The organism is Enterococcus haemoperoxidus ATCC BAA-382 (assembly GCF_000407165.1).
Classification (GTDB): Bacteria; Bacillota; Bacilli; order Lactobacillales; family Enterococcaceae; genus Enterococcus_L; species Enterococcus_L haemoperoxidus.
In genome coordinates this window covers 831,040-848,168 of the sequence record NZ_KE136479.1, presented here as the reverse complement: position 1 = coordinate 848,168, position 17,129 = coordinate 831,040, and the positions used below count along the sequence as shown (strand labels likewise).

General features: G+C 35.6%; 14 protein-coding genes and 1 CRISPR repeat array. Of the genes, 1 reads left to right on the top strand and 13 read right to left on the bottom strand.

The window, feature by feature from the left end; genetic code table 11:
• Positions 1–4: 4 nt before the first annotated feature.
• The 11 genes from rnr to I583_RS03955 form a co-directional block, all read right to left on the bottom strand.
• Positions 5–2,353: a ribonuclease R gene (rnr, locus tag I583_RS04010; RefSeq protein WP_010763286.1), complete on the bottom strand. Its 2,349-nt coding sequence runs from the start codon at positions 2,351–2,353 to the stop codon at positions 5–7.
• Positions 2,350–3,117, bottom strand: a complete 768-nt coding sequence (locus I583_RS04005) for an alpha/beta hydrolase (protein WP_034682642.1) — start codon at positions 3,115–3,117, stop codon at positions 2,350–2,352. Before I583_RS04005 ends, rnr begins: the two co-directional genes overlap by 4 nt.
• A gap of 141 nt (positions 3,118–3,258) precedes the next feature.
• On the bottom strand, positions 3,259–3,495 hold the full coding sequence (secG, locus tag I583_RS04000; RefSeq protein WP_010763284.1) for a preprotein translocase subunit SecG: 237 nt from the start codon (positions 3,493–3,495) through the stop codon (positions 3,259–3,261).
• Positions 3,496–3,640: 145 nt separating this feature from the next.
• Positions 3,641–3,916 (bottom strand): GNAT family N-acetyltransferase, encoded by a 276-nt coding sequence (locus I583_RS03995; protein ID WP_010763283.1) that lies wholly within the window; start codon positions 3,914–3,916, stop codon positions 3,641–3,643.
• 2 nt (positions 3,917–3,918) lie between these two features.
• Positions 3,919–4,149, bottom strand: coding sequence for a (4Fe-4S)-binding protein (locus tag I583_RS03990; protein ID WP_425268403.1), 231 nt, complete (start codon positions 4,147–4,149; stop codon positions 3,919–3,921).
• A gap of 169 nt (positions 4,150–4,318) precedes the next feature.
• A complete protein-coding gene (locus I583_RS03985; protein WP_010763281.1) occupies positions 4,319–6,106 on the bottom strand; it encodes a heavy metal translocating P-type ATPase in 1,788 nt (595 codons plus the stop codon).
• 189 nt (positions 6,107–6,295) lie between these two features.
• Complete coding sequence (locus tag I583_RS03980) at positions 6,296–8,764, bottom strand: HAD-IC family P-type ATPase (RefSeq protein ID WP_010763280.1); 2,469 nt, start codon at positions 8,762–8,764, stop codon at positions 6,296–6,298.
• Positions 8,765–9,008: 244 nt separating this feature from the next.
• Positions 9,009–9,932: a CRISPR direct-repeat array (repeat unit 34 nt; unit sequence ATTTCAATCCACTCACTCCATAACAGAGTGAGAC).
• A 197-nt stretch (positions 9,933–10,129) separates the two neighbouring features.
• A complete protein-coding gene (nadE, locus tag I583_RS03970) occupies positions 10,130–10,957 on the bottom strand; it encodes an ammonia-dependent NAD(+) synthetase (protein WP_010763279.1) in 828 nt (275 codons plus the stop codon).
• Between the two features lie 129 nt (positions 10,958–11,086).
• Positions 11,087–12,559 (bottom strand): nicotinate phosphoribosyltransferase, encoded by a 1,473-nt coding sequence (locus tag I583_RS03965; RefSeq protein ID WP_010763278.1) that lies wholly within the window; start codon positions 12,557–12,559, stop codon positions 11,087–11,089.
• Positions 12,560–12,640: 81 nt separating this feature from the next.
• Positions 12,641–13,051: a GtrA family protein gene (locus I583_RS03960; RefSeq protein ID WP_010763277.1), complete on the bottom strand. Its 411-nt coding sequence runs from the start codon at positions 13,049–13,051 to the stop codon at positions 12,641–12,643.
• A 248-nt stretch (positions 13,052–13,299) separates the two neighbouring features.
• Positions 13,300–13,656 carry a DUF1827 family protein gene (locus I583_RS03955; RefSeq protein WP_010763276.1) on the bottom strand — a complete coding sequence of 119 codons (357 nt, stop codon included), beginning with the start codon at positions 13,654–13,656 and terminating at the stop codon, positions 13,300–13,302.
• A gap of 191 nt (positions 13,657–13,847) precedes the next feature.
• On the opposite strand from I583_RS03955, the gene I583_RS03950 reads away from it, so the two are divergent.
• Positions 13,848–14,606, top strand: a complete 759-nt coding sequence (locus I583_RS03950; RefSeq protein ID WP_010763275.1) for a MerR family transcriptional regulator — start codon at positions 13,848–13,850, stop codon at positions 14,604–14,606.
• A 140-nt stretch (positions 14,607–14,746) separates the two neighbouring features.
• On the opposite strand, the gene I583_RS03945 is transcribed toward I583_RS03950, so the two are convergent.
• Positions 14,747–15,955, bottom strand: a complete 1,209-nt coding sequence (locus I583_RS03945) for a hypothetical protein (RefSeq protein WP_010763274.1) — start codon at positions 15,953–15,955, stop codon at positions 14,747–14,749.
• Between the two features lie 162 nt (positions 15,956–16,117).
• Positions 16,118–16,969, bottom strand: a complete 852-nt coding sequence (locus tag I583_RS03940; protein ID WP_010763273.1) for an HAD-IIB family hydrolase — start codon at positions 16,967–16,969, stop codon at positions 16,118–16,120.
• Positions 16,970–17,129: the final 160 nt, after the last annotated feature.

Below are 17,129 nucleotides of genomic sequence, written 5' to 3'. Positions count from 1 at the left end.
TTTTCTATTTTTTCTTTTGTTTCTTCGGTTTTTTCTTTTTAGCTACTTCTTTATAAAATGGTTTTTTGCCCTTTTTCTTGTTTTTCTTTTGAGTAAATGGTTTTTTATCCATAACTTTACGGTCTGAAGTCCGTTTTCGACGTCCATCTTGACGTTTCTTTTGTTTTGGTGCTTCGATTCTTTCAACTTCTTCAGCTTCCAGAAATTCAAAATCGATTTCTCTGGTTTCAGGATCTGCTTTGTCTACTTTAACTTTGACTTTTTGACCGATTTTTAGAGTCATTCCTGTTCGTTCACCAACAAGAGCCATATGATTTTCAATAAAATGGAAGTAATCTTGTTTTAGATTATTAACGTGAATCAATCCTTCTATCGTATTCGGTAGCTCTACAAACAGTCCAAAACGAGTCACCGAGCTAATGACACCATCGTATTCTTCACCAATTTTATCCGCCATAAATTCTGCTTTCTTCATTGAGTCAACTTCACGTTCTGTCTCAACTGCCCGACGTTCCATTCTCGAACTATGATCAGCAATATCTGGTAAAACTTGTTCCCATTTTTCTTTTAGTTTTTCTGAAACGTTGCCTTCGTAACTGCGGATCAATCGATGAACGATCAAATCTGGGTAACGACGGATCGGTGAAGTAAAGTGAGTATAATACTCCGCTGCTAAACCATAATGACCGTAATTATCTTCTGAATAACGCGCTTGCTGCATACTGCGTAGCAACATTGTATTGATAACTGCTTCTTCAGGTTTGTCAGCAACTTGTTCCAAAACTTTTTGTAAATCTTTTGGTGTAATGTCTGCCTTTGTTCCTTTAACTAAAATGCCCAATACAGCTGCAAAATCGAAGAAACGTTGCATTTTTTCTTCTTTTGGTTGTTCATGGATCCGATAAATAAATGGTAATTTTAATTCATTGAAGTGCTTAGCAACTGTTTCATTCGCTGCTAACATAAATGATTCGATCAAGCGTTCACCTACCCCACGCGTGCGAAGTAGTATATCATGTGGATGTCCATTTGCGTCAACCAACACTTTGGCTTCTCTGTCTTCAAACGAAATCGCACCACGATTTTCCCGCATTTGTTCAAGAATGTGATGCAGTTCGCCCATTTCGTTAAACATCTTTACTAACTTTTTGTAACGCTTCATGGTTTCTGGTTTTTGTTCTTCTAAAATTTCATTGACTGCTGTATAAGTCATTCGTTCAGTTGTTTGGATCACACTTTGGAAAATGTCATGCTTCACTACGTGACCTTCTGGTGTTATTTCCATCTCACAACTCATTGTAAGTCTTGGCACGTTAGGGTTTAATGAACAGATACCATTTGACAAACGTTGCGGAATCATTGGTACAACACGGTCAGTTAAATAAACACTCGTGCCACGTTCATACGCTTCTTGGTCTAACTCACTGCCTTCAGTAACATAATAAGAAACATCTGCAATATGCACACCTAAGAAATAATTACCGTTTTCTAATTTTCGTACCGTCACTGCATCATCTAAATCTTTGGCGTCTTCTCCATCAATTGTGACAATCATTTGATCACGTAAGTCCCTACGGCCTTTGATATCATCATCTGAAATTGCATCAGGTACTTTGTCAGCTTCAGCGACCACTTCATCTGGAAAACTTGTTGGGATGCCGTGAGCCACGACGATCGATAGAATATCCATTCCTGGATCATTTTTATGGCCTACTACTTTTTTGACGATTCCTTCTAAGCTCTTTGGGTATTCTTTTTCAGGATAATGCGTTACTTCTACGATTACAATACTCCCGTCAACTGGTTTGATTCCTTGAGCAGCAATATTGAATGTTAGACCTGTCATTTTTTTATCCTTTGGAACTGCATAGCCATATAGATCGGTTTCACTTACTTCTTTTTCATCATAAGCAATAAATTCACCAACGACTTGAGTAATCGCACGAGTTTTTATTTCCACGACTTTTCCTTCAGCTCCACGATCAGAAAAAGCATCGGCTGGTTGAACGATATCGATTACGACAATATCACCGTCCATCGCAAAATTGACAGCTTCTTTTGGAATATAGACATCAGCCTCTTCTGGGTCGATGGTCACAAAACCAAAACCGCGCTCATTTGCACGAAAAGTTCCTTCGATATCCCCATTTTTTTGTGGTAAACGAATCTTACCTTTTTTATTAAATTCTACTGATTTTTCGCGCTCCATCGTTGCAATAGTTTGAACTAACAGCTTAAAATCTGAGCTCTTTTGCAATTGCAAGCCTTCCGCGATTTCTTCCATGGAAAAACTTTTTTTCGTATGGTTTTCCATAAAAGATAGGATTTTCTCCTTGATTGTTTGTTTTGTCATTTATTCTCCTCATTCCAAGACAATGTATTTAAAAATGCGAATACATCTTGTTCTAGTTGTTTATGATCTGGTCCAATGGTCAGCACATGTCCGCTATTTGGATACCAGTTTAATGTAAATCGTGTTTGGGTCAGTGCATGAGCTGTCTGATAGACACCCATCGGATCAATCATTTCATCTTTTCCAGCTTGTGCCATAAAGACAGGAACGTTAATTTGACCAAGTTGATTAGCCGTCTGCTCAGAGAAAGACTCAATGTTTTTTAATTGAACGTAGGATGCTTCTTTGATTTTTACCATTCGTTCTGCTCGTTCTTCAGTTGAAACGCCAGCTGTCTTTAACACTTTATCAGCATAAAGAACGAAATTTTCTGGCACTTTATTTTTTACTGGAAAAATTGGTGAACAGAAAAAACCACCACCGATAATTCCTGCTAGTTGACTTGTTAATGCGCCCATCGTAAAAATACCACCCATCGAAAGACCAAAAACAGCAATTTCCTGATATCCTTTGTCCTTTAAAAATTGAATAGCATCCACTGTATCTTGCCACCAATCATTGGTTGTTTTTTCCAAAATATCTTCTGGGTCGATGGTTGCATGACCAGAAAAATTAGGAGAGTACACCGTATAATTTTCTTTCTCTAAATAACGACTCAGCATCCGAACATCATTGCTGCTTCCTGAATATGCGTGCAAAAGTAATACAGCACGGGAACCATTTTGTGTAAATAATGGTTTAGGTAGACTTATTTTTTTCACTATCTAATTCACCTCATCCCCATTTTAGCACATTATCTAGCGAAAACCTTATGAAAAGAAAGATGTTCCAAGAACTTTTCATATGAGGTTATTCATTTTTTAAAAGAAAAAAAATCCCTCAGTAAATGAGGGACTTCAAAGGACTTACTTTGATGATAATAATACTAAAATAAATAATAGTAACATCCAAATAGCACCAATAATTGCTGTTGCACGTTGCATAACAGCTTCGAATCCGCGTGCTTTTTGTTTACCGAAAAGTTTATCTGCGCCACCTGTAAATGCACTTGCTGCACTGTTTTGTTTACTTGGCTGCATCATAACGGCAATAACCATCACTACTGAAAGGATGATCACAAGTGTTAAAATAAAATTATACATAGTCTAATTCTCCCTTATTCACAAAATACATCTATTATACTTTAGCATATTTTTCGTACAAATACCAGTTGTATTTACATAAGCTTGATTGTTTTCATCTATTATTTAGTGAAAAGTAAAAATTAGCACACATCAAAACTAACAATCAGTTTCTTAACACATCACCATATTCAGGTTTACTATCAAACTCTTTTTTAGCAAATGGACATAAGGGTATGATTTTTTTGCCTTCTCGACGTGCTTTTTCCACGCCATTATACACTAGTTTTTCTGCTAATTTTTGTCCACGATATGCAGGATCAACAAAGGTATGATCAATGATCATCATTTCAGTTCCTGCATCTGACCAAGTCATTTCGCCAATTTCTTTATTTTCATCATTCAATAAAACAAAACGATTGCTCTCTTCTTTAATTTCCATGATTATTTTTCATCCTTTCGAATATACTTTAAAGCACCACTAGGGCATGTATCGATCACTCGAATATCGTCTTCAATACTACCATTATCCGCAATGATCCATGGACGACGGCCGACTTCAAAGACATCTGGATTACCGCGGACACAATTGCCAATATGGGCACAAATATCCTTGCTATAATAAATATCTAAACCGTCTCCTGAATATTTACGATACCCTTGTTCTAAAAGCATTTCTTCATTGACACTTTTATTATTTATTTTGCTTCCATCCACTACCTATTCCCCCTTGAATCATAAAATTACATTGGTTTTTTTATGTTTTTGATAAGTTGATTTTAGCAATTTAAAAGAATAGTTGCAACTATCTGTTTTTTTAGAAAATAGGCTGCTAGCATTACTCTTAATCATTTTTCGCTCTTAAAGAGGAAAGGATTGAAACAGTATCTACGACTTCTTGTAAAACCGCGCCAAATAAAGCGGGAATAATGCCTGTGCTGGCAATTAGCATCAAAACGGTACAAATCAGAATGCCAATCAAAACAGATTGCTTAGCAATTTTCATCGTATCTTTAGAAATTTTTACGGCTATGCTGACTTTTTCTAAATCATCTTTTAAGATTACCGCATCAGCTGTTTCACTTGCTGCAGTAGCCCCGTGAGCCCCCATTGCAATTCCTATATCCGCAATCGCTAAAGAAGGTGCATCATTTACGCCATCTCCAACCATGATCACAGGACGCAAATCATCTGATAGTTGTTTTAATACATCGATTTTATCTTGAGGCAAACATTCTGCATAAACCACTGAAATTCCGACTTTTTTTGCAATATCATCTGCCACTTGTTGATGATCACCTGTCAACATCAACAAGTGATTTACCTGTAGATTACGTAATTGGTTCATCGTCTCTTTGGCTTCTGGACGAATACTGTCAGTAAAAGTGATATAACCCAGATAATGATTATCTTGAGAAATGTAAATAATAGTTTGATTTGCTACTTCTTCAATTTTTTGTTGTGAAACAAACGTTGGTTTCCCTACTCTAATTATTTTCCCGTCGATTATCGCTTTAACACCAGAACCCGTTACTTCTTCTAATTCAGAAACCTTTTTCAATACTGAGGAAGAAGCATATGACACAAGTGATCGAGCTAAAATGTGGCTGGATTCTTGTTCTGCACTTGCTGCCAATATCAGTAGATTATCCGCTGAAATCTCACTTGTAGAGACAATTTTGTCAACTGACAAGACTCCTTTAGTAATCGTACCTGTCTTATCAAATGCAACTGATTTTGCTTCAGCCATTTTTTCTAAAGTCGTTCCTGTTTTTACAACGATCCCATTCCTACTTGAACGGCTCATGCCTGCAACTAACGCAATCGGAGCAGCCAAAATCAACGGGCACGGCGATGCTACAACTAAGACTTCAGCAAACCTAGTCGGATCTTTTGAAATAAACCAAGCAGCTCCGGCAATTACATACGCTGTAATAGTGAATGGCACGGCATAACGATCGGCCATTCGTACAAAACGAGCAGGCTGTGCTTCTGATTCTTTGACTAATTTAACGATCGTTTGATATTGACTATCGGCTGCACTTTTTTCAGCTTTCATGGTTAATGAGCTGTCCCCATTGATCGAACCAGACATCAAGGAGTCCCCTATTTTTTTATTTACAGGTTGTGATTCCCCAGTTAAAGAAGATTCGTCAACTACCGATACACCTTTTGTCACACGGCCATCAACAGGAACTATTTCTCCAGGTTTAACAAGCAGATCATCTCCTATTGCGACTTTTTCTACCATAATATCTATCAATGTGCCATTAATTGACTGATGTGCTTTTTGAGGTGAATTATCCAACAATGCTCTTAATTCTTTATTCGCTTTTTTAGCTGCATAATCTTCAAGAGAATCACCGCCTGTCAACATGATCAAAATCATCAAACTTGCCCAATATTCTCTAACTGCTAAGGTTGCGATGATTGCTGTGATCGCTAAAATATCCACCCCATATTTTCCAGACTTCAAGGTTTTTACCATTTCTACTAACATTGAAAATGCCATGACAGACCCCGTAATGACGATGATCCCAAAAGCCCACGTTGGCTGCTGAAAAATAAATTCAAATACTAACGCTAAAATTCCTGTTATGATCGTAATAATCAATTTGGTTAAGTGTTTCATTTATACCACTCCTTTTGAAAAGTTCCCTTCTCTACATTTAGATTACACTCAGTTGACACAATAACAAAATTAAAGGACTTAAATGAAAATGAATGTCATTCTTCATTAGACTTTGTTCAAATAAAAAAAGCTAGCGAACAAAACAAAAGTAAAAAATGCTTTTGATTTGCTCTCTAGCTCTTTATGATTTTAAATGACTCTCTTCTTCTTCTTGATTCGCCTATTTTCTTTCCTTTTCTCAATTTCATAGATTGCTCTGGTCATAAACAATGAAATGTAATTAAATATGGATCTACTGCCAAGAATCAGTGGAAGGTAGAATAAAACATTTCTTGTAAATAGTGATGTTAGCATAAAGAAGTCCCCAAAGAATAAGAAACAAACAAGAAAGGCCATCAATAGTAATACAATCATGATCTGTTTTTTCAAATCCAGTGGTCGCGCAGCTCTTATCAACACTTGAAATCCTACACACCCCGTAAGCAACACGCACATCGTAGAAACGTCTTGATGTGATAAATCAAACCAAATTCCAGCAAGTTGTAGCACTAAAATGTTAAAAACAACTGTCAGCGCTCCTGGGACTGAAATTCGCAATATATTCGTCAAAAAGTGTCCTTTTATTCGTTGATAATTTGGTTCTAATGCCAAAATAAAAGAAGGTATTCCGACTGTTAGTGTATTGATTGGTGTTAATTGTAGCGGCGCAAATGGGTATGGTAAAAATAAAAAGATAAATGTTACAGCAAGGATAGCTGAATAGATCGTTTTTACCATATACATTGACGCAACTCGCTCAATGTTATTGATTACTCTACGCCCTTCATTCAGCACTTGAATCATTGAACTAAAATCAGAATTCAATAATACAACATCAGAAACTGCTCGGGCCGCATCGCTTCCGCTAGCCATTGCCACACTGACATCAGCTTCTCTCAATGAAAGTATATCATTCACACCGTCGCCTGTCATACATGTTGTATGCCCATTTTGTTTTAACGCTTGAATCAATTCTCTTTTTTGATACGGTGTTACTCGACCAAAAACAGTTGTATTTTCCACCAACTCATTAAAATTGGTTGAATCAGAAACTGTACTCATATCCACAAAGTTTTCTGCTCCTGCGATTCCTGCTTGTTTCGCTATTTGAGATACCGTAATTGGATTATCACCTGAGATAACTTTTAACGTTACATCTTGTTTCGCAAAATAAGAAAATGTATCGACAGCATTTTCACGTATCGTATCGGCAATAATGAAAATCGCAACCGTTTCTTTCTTTTGTGGTAGTTCTGGACTTTTCAATTCCTCGGAAAAATGAACCAGAATAAGAACACGATCTCCTTGCTCATTATAAGGAGCCAATTTTTCTCGTAAGTCGTCTGGTACTTCAGAATAAATGAATTCTGGCGCACCCATTACAAATGATCCTTTTTCTTCAAACGTCACACCACTCCATTTTCGATCAGATGAAAAAGGGATAACTTCTTTGACTTTCCAAGTGGATTGAGAAAGTGGGAACCGAGTTCTAAGAACCTTGGCTGTTGCATTTTGATCGGAAAGTCCTGCCATCATTTCACTCATAGCACGTTCGATTTCACTCGCGGGAAAACCAGCTTGAGGAATCAGTTCTTTGAAAGTCAAAGTGCCATCTGTAATGGTTCCTGTTTTATCCAAACAAATGGTGTCTACCCGCGCGAGTGTTTCAATACACGATAGTCGCTGGATCAAGGTTTGTTTTCTAGCTAAATTGGCTGCACCAACAGCAAAGGCTACACTAGTCAATAGCATCAATCCTTCTGGGATCATACTGATCAATGCACCAGAAACACCTAAAACCGTTTTAGGAAATGACTGTGTCGATTGATACTGAGACCAAAATAACAATAATCCGATTGGAACAATCGCAAATGTCAGCCCTTTGATTAAAAGATTTAGAGAGTTCATTAGCTCGGAAGTCGAATGCTTTTCCGTTTTCGCTTCTTTAGATAATTTGGAAACAAAATTATCTTCCCCAACAGCAGTAATTTCAACAAAACCTAAGCCAGAAGTTATAAAACTTCCGCTCATGATTTTGTCACCATTTTGTTTCGTGATTTTATCTGATTCCCCAGTTAGTAAGGACTCATCTACTTCCATTCCTTCTGCATGAAGGACAATACCATCGGAAGGAACTTGATTTCCCAATGTCAAAACTAAGACATCTCCTAAAACAATTTCATCTTGAAAAATGTTTGTCAGTCTATTCTCTCTCAAAGCCATTACTTCTGTTTTATTCACGATTGATAGTTTATCGATGGTTTTCTTTGCATGTATTTCTTGAATCACACCAATTGCTGTGTTGATAATGATAATCCAGAAAAACAACGCATTTTTGGGATAACCAACAGCGAATACTGCAACTGCTAAAAACAAGTTAATAAAATTGAATAATGTCAATGCGTTATCTAAAATGATCTGCTTCGTTGTTCTAGATAAATCCTCAACTTCTTTGTTGGTTTTACCTTCTGCAATAAGCTGTTGTACTTCTTGATCAGATAGCCCTTTAATATCAGTGGGAATCCGAATATCACTATGATTGATAGGTTTTATCGTTTCTTCAGATGAAAGAAACGCCTCGTTATCGATATCTCTTTTTTTCCTAAACAATTTTTTCATATTTTCATTCACCTTCTTATTACTATTGTTAAACCAATTGTAGAGTAGTTTACCCAGTATTTCAGATAACTAGTTTAATTTTACACTTTTTTTAACCATTTGAACAAAATGAAGGTATTTTAGCGTAATGTTAGGTGTAAAAAAAGAAAGGCTAATATTTTTAGTCTTTCTTTTTACTTGATTTTTCTGGAGTTGGCTTTTATAACAGAGTGAAGCAAAAAGAAAACCACCATCAGCTTCAAATATTTCAATCCACTCACTCCATAACAGAGTGAGACCTAAAACTTACGAATTCCAAGTCGCTTGGCATTTGATTTCAATCCACTCACTCCATAACAGAGCGAGACCAATGTATCATGAGAGATCCATATCAACGTACTGATTTCAATCCACTCACTCCATAACAGAGTGAGACAAAAACGCGTATCCTTGCACCGTCTCGCCTGTGGCATTTCAATCCACTCACTCCATAACAGAGTGAGACGTTAACGATAAGAGATAAGCGTAAAAGCAAAAAATTTCAATCCACTCACTCCATAACAGAGTGAGACAAAGGAATGAGTAGGGATGGAAAAATTAAATTTAATTTCAATCCACTCACTCCATAACAGAGTGAGACTGCACCGTGTACGTAAAATATTGAGTCGCATCAAGATTTCAATCCACTCACTCCATAACAGAGTGAGACTTGGTCACAGATAACTCAAAACTGCTGTATCCATCATTTCAATCCACTCACTCCATAACAGAGTGAGACATTTTAAAGATACAATAATCGGCGTTTTTCAGGATTTCAATCCACTCACTCCATAACAGAGTGAGACAATAAGTGCCAGTTTAATTATTTTAAAGTATCTAGATTTCAATCCACTCACTCCATAACAGAGTGAGACGACACAACTACTGGTCCTTTTTTAAAAGCCAAGTTTGGATTTCAATCCACTCACTCCATAACAGAGTGAGACCAGCACGATAATAATCCTCATCCGAATATCCTTATTTCAATCCACTCACTCCATAACAGAGTGAGACATCAAAATTCCGTCTAAATGCCGATCAATTTCTTATTTCAATCCACTCACTCCATAACAGAGTGAGACCGTGGTTTACTGAAGCCTCTACTTTTAGGGTAAGATTTCAATCCACTCACTCCATAACAGAGTGAGACTGTGAAAAAGGCAGTTAATCTAACTAAAACCACTTATAATAACGAATTTCCTTTATAAATCTAAGTAATTATTAAAATAAAATGAGAAAAACAGCTAGATCAAGGCATTTTCATCTTCAATTTTGGTGCGGATCCCCTAGTGATTTCATGGGCACTTGAGGTTCGCACCAAATATTATCCCGCCAACTTTCTGAAGCTTATTTCCAAAAATCATCAAAAATTGAAATCGGCATATGACGTTTGTGTTGCGTTTTTTTATACCATCCTTCAATCGTTTCTCTTGCTTTATCCGATACTGCTCTGCCTTCAACATAATCATCGATATCATCATACGTTACACCAAGTGCTACTTCATCTGCAACTAATGGTTTATCGTCTTCTAAATCAGCTGTTGGAATCTTAGTATACAATTCAGCAGGCGCGCCTAGTTCTTTCAACAATGCTTTTCCCTGACGCTTATTTAAACGGAACAATGGTAAAATATCTGCACCGCCATCTCCATATTTTGTATAAAAACCAGTAATGTTTTCAGCTGCATGATCTGTCCCAATTACAGCACCTGCTTTTTCTCCTGCAATCGCATATTGAACGATCATCCGTTGACGTGCTTTCATATTCCCTTTATTGAAATCGCTGATTGGAACGCTAGATTCCTCAAGAGAAAGAACACAAGCATCAATTGCTGGCTTGATATTTACACGCAAAGAAATATCGGGATGAATAAAATCTAACGCTTTTTTAGCATCCTCTTCATCGGCTTGCTCACCATACGGCAAACGGACAGCAATAAACTGATAGTGGTCATCTTTTGTTTCTGCACGCATCTCTTCCATAGTCAGTTGTGCAAGTCGACCAGCTAGCGTGGAATCTTGCCCTCCGCTGATCCCTAAAACAAAAGTTTTTAAAAATGGATATTTGTATAAATAACTTTTCATAAAATCAATACTTTTTCTGATTTCTTCGTGCGTATCTATTTGCGGTTTTACACCTAATTCTTCAATAATTGCTTTTTGTAGTGACTCCATAGAAAATCCCTCCTAATTTAAAAGCGGAACAAATCGGTTAATCCTGTTGATAATCAGTAAATTAGCAACGAAACATTCTTTGTTTCCTTGCTATTTTACTAAGAATTGATTTGTGTAGTTAGATACTATTTATTTGCCTTCACTTAATGCTTTTACATCTACGCGTACTTTTTCCAGTAAGCGCATTTTATGATTCCAGCATTCAGTTGATAAATCTACTGGATATTTTTGTGGGTTGAGATCACGCTTATATTCTTCCCAAAGTGAATCAAGATTTTCTTTTGCATAACTTTTGATTTCTTCTAAGGTAGGCATTTCATAAACACGTTTTCCTTCAACAAAAATATCTTGTAAAACAGCTCTCGCCTCAAAATCTCTGACTGTTTTGTTGATAAATGTATGCACTGGATGAAACATATAGATTTCTTCTTGTTTACGAGGATCTTCATCCCACAATGTGACATAGTCACCTTCTGATTTTTTATCTGATTTGCGTGTGATTCGCCATACTTGTTTCTTCCCAGGAGTTGTGACTTTTTCAGCATTACTGGAAAGCTTGATCGTATCTTTCATTTTACCGTTTTTATCTTCAATCGAAACTAATTTAAATACAGCGCCTAAAGCTGGTTGATCATAAGCCGTGATCAACTTTGTTCCTACGCCCCAAACATCGATTTTTGCTTTTTGCATTTTTAAACTTAAAATAGTATTTTCATCCAAGTCATTTGAAGCATATATTTTAGCTTCTGTGTATCCTGCTTCATCTAACTGTTCGCGCACTCGCTTTGAAATATAAGCCATATCTCCACTATCAAGGCGAACTCCGAGGAAGTTGATTTTATCACCCATTTCTTTTGCTACACGAATCGCGCTTGGCACTCCAGATTTTAGGGTATCGTAAGTATCAACCAAAAAGACACAATCCTTATGAGTTTGAGCATATGCTGTAAAAGCGTCATAATCATTTCCATAAGATTGTACTAATGAATGAGCATGTGTTCCACTGACGGGAATACCGAAAATTTTACCAGCTCGAACATTACTTGTCGCATCCGCTCCACCAATGTATGCCGCACGAGTACCCCAAACAGCCGCATCCAATTCTTGTGCACGACGCGTCCCAAATTCCATCAAAGGATCTTCTCCAATCACAGACTTGATACGCGCTGCTTTTGTTGCAATCAATGTTTGAAAATTGACCATATTCAATAAAGCTGTTTCGATCAACTGACATTGAGCCAAAGGACCTTCTACCTGAATCAAGGGCTCGTTGTTAAAAACTAAATCGCCTTCTAATGCAGAACGAACGGTGCATTTAAATTCAAATTCTTTTAGATAAGTCAAAAAATCCTCAGGATAATCTTCTACCTCTCTAAGATAAGCGATATCTGTATCTGTAAAAGTTAAATTCTCTAAATAATCGACCAATCGCTCTAAGCCTGCAAAAATAGCATAGCCATGATTAAATGGCATCTCCCGAAAATAACATTCAAAAACCGAATGTAAATCTGCTCTACCTAATTTCCAATACGTTTGCATCATGTTAATTTGATATAGATCCGTATGTAACGTTAAGCTATCATCATCATAAACTTTTGTCATCTTACTATGCCATCCTTTATTTTTTCTAGAATTTTAATTTCTATTATAACAAAAAACTGTCTTTTTAACTAAAAACTGATTTTAAGATTCTTTTTTCTTGAAGATAAAAAACTTGCTGAAAAAGTAATTCAATACCACCACTGCAACTTGAGTCACCATTTTTGCCCAAAAATCTGAGATGTGCATCACTTCGATCATTAAAACCATCAAGGCCATATCAACAACAAAAGACAAGATACGATACCAGTAAAACAGTAGCATTTCTCTAATAAAAGAACCAATATCTTCATGATTACTCGCAAACACAAAGTACTTATTTGTGAAAAATGCGAAAAGTACTGATAAAAACCAGCCTATTGCATTACTTATTTTATAGTCGATTCCTAATATATCTTTACAGATAAAGAAAATAACAATATTAACAATCGTTGTGGCTACTCCAAAAACTAAATATGAAATCACTTCTTTATATTTATGAAATAATGCTTTCAACCTTTACGCTTCCTTTCATGACTCTTTTATTTTATCAAAAATAGACTTGAAATCCCACTGATTTTCTAGTTTCTCATAATTGATTATTTGTTGAAAAAATAAACGTTTCTAACTATTATAAAAAAGGATCAGAGCAAAATAAGCAGATTCTGGTCACTTTACTGTGAAGAGTAGTAAAATCAACTTACCTAAAAAATAAAACACCCCACAAAAAGTTGCAATTTAGCTTTTAGCAGGGTGTTTTATTGTTATGCTACATCAACATTTTTTTGAATCACAATAATATCTTTTCTAGGTGCGCTAAAAGAATAGCCTTTTTGCTGCATTTCATTTTTAACACCAATATGAACGGTCACTTCTTCTCTTGTCGTATTCAAAAGTCTTTTAATGACGTAATCAACTTCTTTTTTTGTAATTTTCTTTTTCGTGTTGATCATAATGATATCGATTTTATCAAACGCATCAGCATATACGATTTGAGTGCGATCTAATGCATATAATTTAAAAAATTTAATTGCTTTTGTACCAAAAACAAATTTAGTGATATTGGGATAAAAATACTCCAAATCTAAATTTCTGTTGATCGGTGTCTCGATTAATTTCATTGTATCAGCTCCTTATTCATTTAAACTTATCTGGATAACTTTACATAAAAATTTTACTCTTTCATTCGTTCTTTGTAAATCAAAAAAAAGATATTCAACAAAAAAAGCAAGAAATTATGTTATTCTAAAAAAAATGCTTGACCTTCACGTTATGTAAAGGTTTATGCTATATACATACAGGAGGGAATCTGATGGAATACACTATTAAAAAGATTGCTGAATTATCCGGAATCAGCACTCGAACCTTGCGTTATTATGATGAGATTCATCTATTAAAACCGGCGCGCATCAATTCTTCTGGTTATCGAATTTATGGTACGAAAGAAATCGATAAGCTGCAGCAAATTCTTTTTTATCGTTCTTTAGATATGAAATTAGAAGACATCCAAAAAGTACTAGAGACGCCAAACTATGATCCAAAACACGCGTTACAAGATCATTATCAGCAATTATTGGAAAAACGCCAGCAAATCGATCATCTGATCCTGACTGTAGAAAAAACGTTGCGTTATCAAAAAGGAGAAATCACTATGACTGACAAAGAAAAATTCGTAGGATTCAAACAAGCGAAACTACAAGAAAATGAGCAAACATATGGCAAAGAAATACGGGAAAAATACGGAGAAGAAACTATAAAAGCATCTAATCAAAAGTGGCTAAATTTAAGCGAAGAAGACTTTAAGGACATGGAACTTACTGAAAAAGAAATGCTTGAAGCTTTAAAAATCGTGATGAAAAATAATGATTACCACTCACAAGAAGCAGAAACTGTCTTTCTAAAGCATAAAGAATGGCTAAGCTATACCTCTCCTGTTTATTCAGCTGAACTGCACAAAAGTCTAGGTCAAATGTACGTAGGTGACGAACGATTTGCCTCCTACTACAATGAACGAGCTGGAGAATCTGCCGCCCAAACACTAAACAAAATCATTCAAGCTTTCGCCAACTAAAAAGCGCGTTCGTATAAATAATTCCTGATTCATAAATTATGTTGCCCGTAATAAGAACCCCTCATTTGGATTGACTCAAAAAAGGTTGATTTTCATCTATCCTTTGAGAAGTTACTAAATTTTGAGGGGTTCTTTCTTATTTAAATGATTGTTTCATCTCTATCAACTACGATCGAACGCAATAGTTCATGTACTTGCTGATCCAAATTCAGTTCAGCCGCTTCAGATCGATAATCGATTTCACACATGATCCAGCCATAATTACGATCTGTTTCAAAAAAATAAGTCGTATAGTTGTTTGCTCCATCTTGCCCGTTTTCACTTATTTTGGTTGTTACAATATATTCATTTTTAAACAAATCAGGATGCAACTTCTTCCCATTATTTTGACTAATGCTTTTCCCTTCTTCTTCCATTACTTGGTTTACAAAGTCTGATAAGCTAGATGCATTTCTTGCTTCACTCATAAATAGGGAAATATAAAGCGCATCACTAGTAAATGTTTTACTAGATTGTCCCTTGATATTATCTACTGAAAGTAAGGACCCTTCTTCCTCATGAAAATGTTTTGGCAGATCAATTTTTAGCGTTTCGTCTTCATTCGTGACAGATAGCTCGCTGATTCTTACTCGTGTTTCCTGACCAATTTTATCTTGGTATTCTTGTTCCACCTGTTTTTCAAATAACAGTCGACCAGTATCATTCAAGTATTTTTTTGCACCAAAGTAAACGAATGTTCCAACCAATGCGAGTATCAAAATAGTGAAAATTGCCGATTTTATTCTTCTTTTTTTCCTTTTTGCAATAAAATTAGTATTTTTTAGCATTTCCTTTTTATAGTTTGCTGAATGTTTGATTTGGGTAATATCATAATAAAAAAATTGCAGTGGAGATTCTAGCATCTGTTCATCCAACTCATCTGTAAAACCAACTAACAATGTATATTGTCTGATTTTTGATGGAAAGTTTCGAGTATTTTTCTTTTTTAATTTAACGTATAAAGCTTGATCATCTAAAAAATAATAGGCTTGATCATCTTCTTGAATTTCAATTGACTCCATCTTGTGAAAATCACCTGGCAACTGTGCTTTGATTCGCTGAAAATAATTTTCAAAAGCTTCTGCTTTCAGGTAACGAAGTAAGTAGACAACAAGTCCTGCCTCAATCAAAAACAACACGATTAACAACCATCTAACCAATGATTCAGATAAACCGATCCCAACAACCGTTACCAGTAGGATAGCCAGTATGATAAATAAATATTTTTGATAATGTTTCATATATAACTGTCTGATTCCTGACTGGTAATACTCTAAATCATGTTCAACATTCTCTTGAATTTCTTTCATTACTACTCCTCCAAATTTAAAAATTCACTCTAAAATTAGGACATTTGTGTTTTAACACTTAGAATTTGATGTGCTTTGCTCCTTGAAAGCCAAACACTTTTGATCAACTCCAACAAATTTTACATTAGATCTTATTGTATAAGTGACTGAATTTTAATCTGTCTACTCAATGATCTCTTTAAATATGAAATGACCGACACCACCATCTAAACAGTCTCCGATAATTTTTTGACACTGCTCCTTAACGATTTCTTTGGCATTTCCTACGGCTACTGGAATATCTACAACTTCCAACATCGCTAAATCATTCTCGCCATCACCGATACCATAACTTTTTGCTGTTGGAAATTTTCTCATAAATTCTTTGATAGCATTGCCTTTGCTACTTTTTGGATTAACGATTTCTAGGCACTGAATAAAGGAAGAAAAAACGTCCGCAGACTCACTACCTAATAATTCCCGTAATATTTCATGTTCTTCATCACTTGCTTCCATCAATTCTATCTTCATCACCTTAAGTTCTGGATGTTCAGCCAAATAAGTAAATGGATCCTCAACATGCTGACATTGTTCTTTAAAAAACTCTTCTTTAAAATCCATGATTTGCTTTTCTGTATCGCCCATTGATTGAAGTTTTTGTCTCAATGCTAAAATATTCGTTGCGTAATTTTCAACTGCTTTTAAAATAATTCCCTCATTCGTATGGACATGATAAAAAATGTTTCGTGCTTCTAAAATAGCAATGACCCTTTGGCTTTCTTCGATCGTTAGACAATGATTATACTGAATAGGTTGACCAACAAGCTTATACCCGCCGCCATTACTGAAAATAACGTCACACTCGCTTTCTAGTTCATCCATTAATTCTGTCAATTGCGCGTAGCCTCTTCCAGTAATAAAAACAAAATGATCCCCTTGATTTTGTAACGCATAAATTGCGTCATAGTTGATCTGAGGTACTGCACCTCCAATATCTTGAAACGTTCCATCTATATCACAAAAAACAACATTCATCTAATTTACTCCTTTACTTAATAGTCCACTTCTTATGTCGGTGTGTTCAAAGAATCAATCTATCCTTAAGTATTCTCCGCCAGACTGTTTTTTAACAGAAGCTTATTTGATTATCATTTTATTTTAATTCACATATTTGAGTATAGCATAAACGTTTAAT

Excerpts from the sequence above, each read along its gene's own strand:
- I583_RS03965 (WP_010763278.1), bottom strand. The coding sequence starts at position 12,559 with ATGACAAAAGTTTATGATGATGATAGCTTAACGTTACATACGGATCTA.
- I583_RS03980 (WP_010763280.1), bottom strand. The coding sequence starts at position 8,764 with ATGAAAAAATTGTTTAGGAAAAAAAGAGATATCGATAACGAGGCGTTT.
- I583_RS03940 (WP_010763273.1), bottom strand. The coding sequence starts at position 16,969 with ATGAATGTTGTTTTTTGTGATATAGATGGAACGTTTCAAGATATTGGA.
- rnr (WP_010763286.1), bottom strand. The coding sequence starts at position 2,353 with ATGACAAAACAAACAATCAAGGAGAAAATCCTATCTTTTATGGAAAAC.
- I583_RS03995 (WP_010763283.1), bottom strand. The coding sequence starts at position 3,916 with ATGGAAATTAAAGAAGAGAGCAATCGTTTTGTTTTATTGAATGATGAA.
- secG (WP_010763284.1), bottom strand. The coding sequence starts at position 3,495 with ATGTATAATTTTATTTTAACACTTGTGATCATCCTTTCAGTAGTGATG.
- I583_RS03985 (WP_010763281.1), bottom strand. The coding sequence starts at position 6,106 with ATGAAACACTTAACCAAATTGATTATTACGATCATAACAGGAATTTTA.
- I583_RS03945 (WP_010763274.1), bottom strand. The coding sequence starts at position 15,955 with ATGAAAGAAATTCAAGAGAATGTTGAACATGATTTAGAGTATTACCAG.
- I583_RS03990 (WP_425268403.1), bottom strand. The coding sequence starts at position 4,149 with ATGCTTTTAGAACAAGGGTATCGTAAATATTCAGGAGACGGTTTAGAT.
- nadE (WP_010763279.1), bottom strand. The coding sequence starts at position 10,957 with ATGGAGTCACTACAAAAAGCAATTATTGAAGAATTAGGTGTAAAACCG.
- I583_RS03950 (WP_010763275.1), top strand. The coding sequence starts at position 13,848 with ATGGAATACACTATTAAAAAGATTGCTGAATTATCCGGAATCAGCACT.
- I583_RS03955 (WP_010763276.1), bottom strand. The coding sequence starts at position 13,656 with ATGAAATTAATCGAGACACCGATCAACAGAAATTTAGATTTGGAGTAT.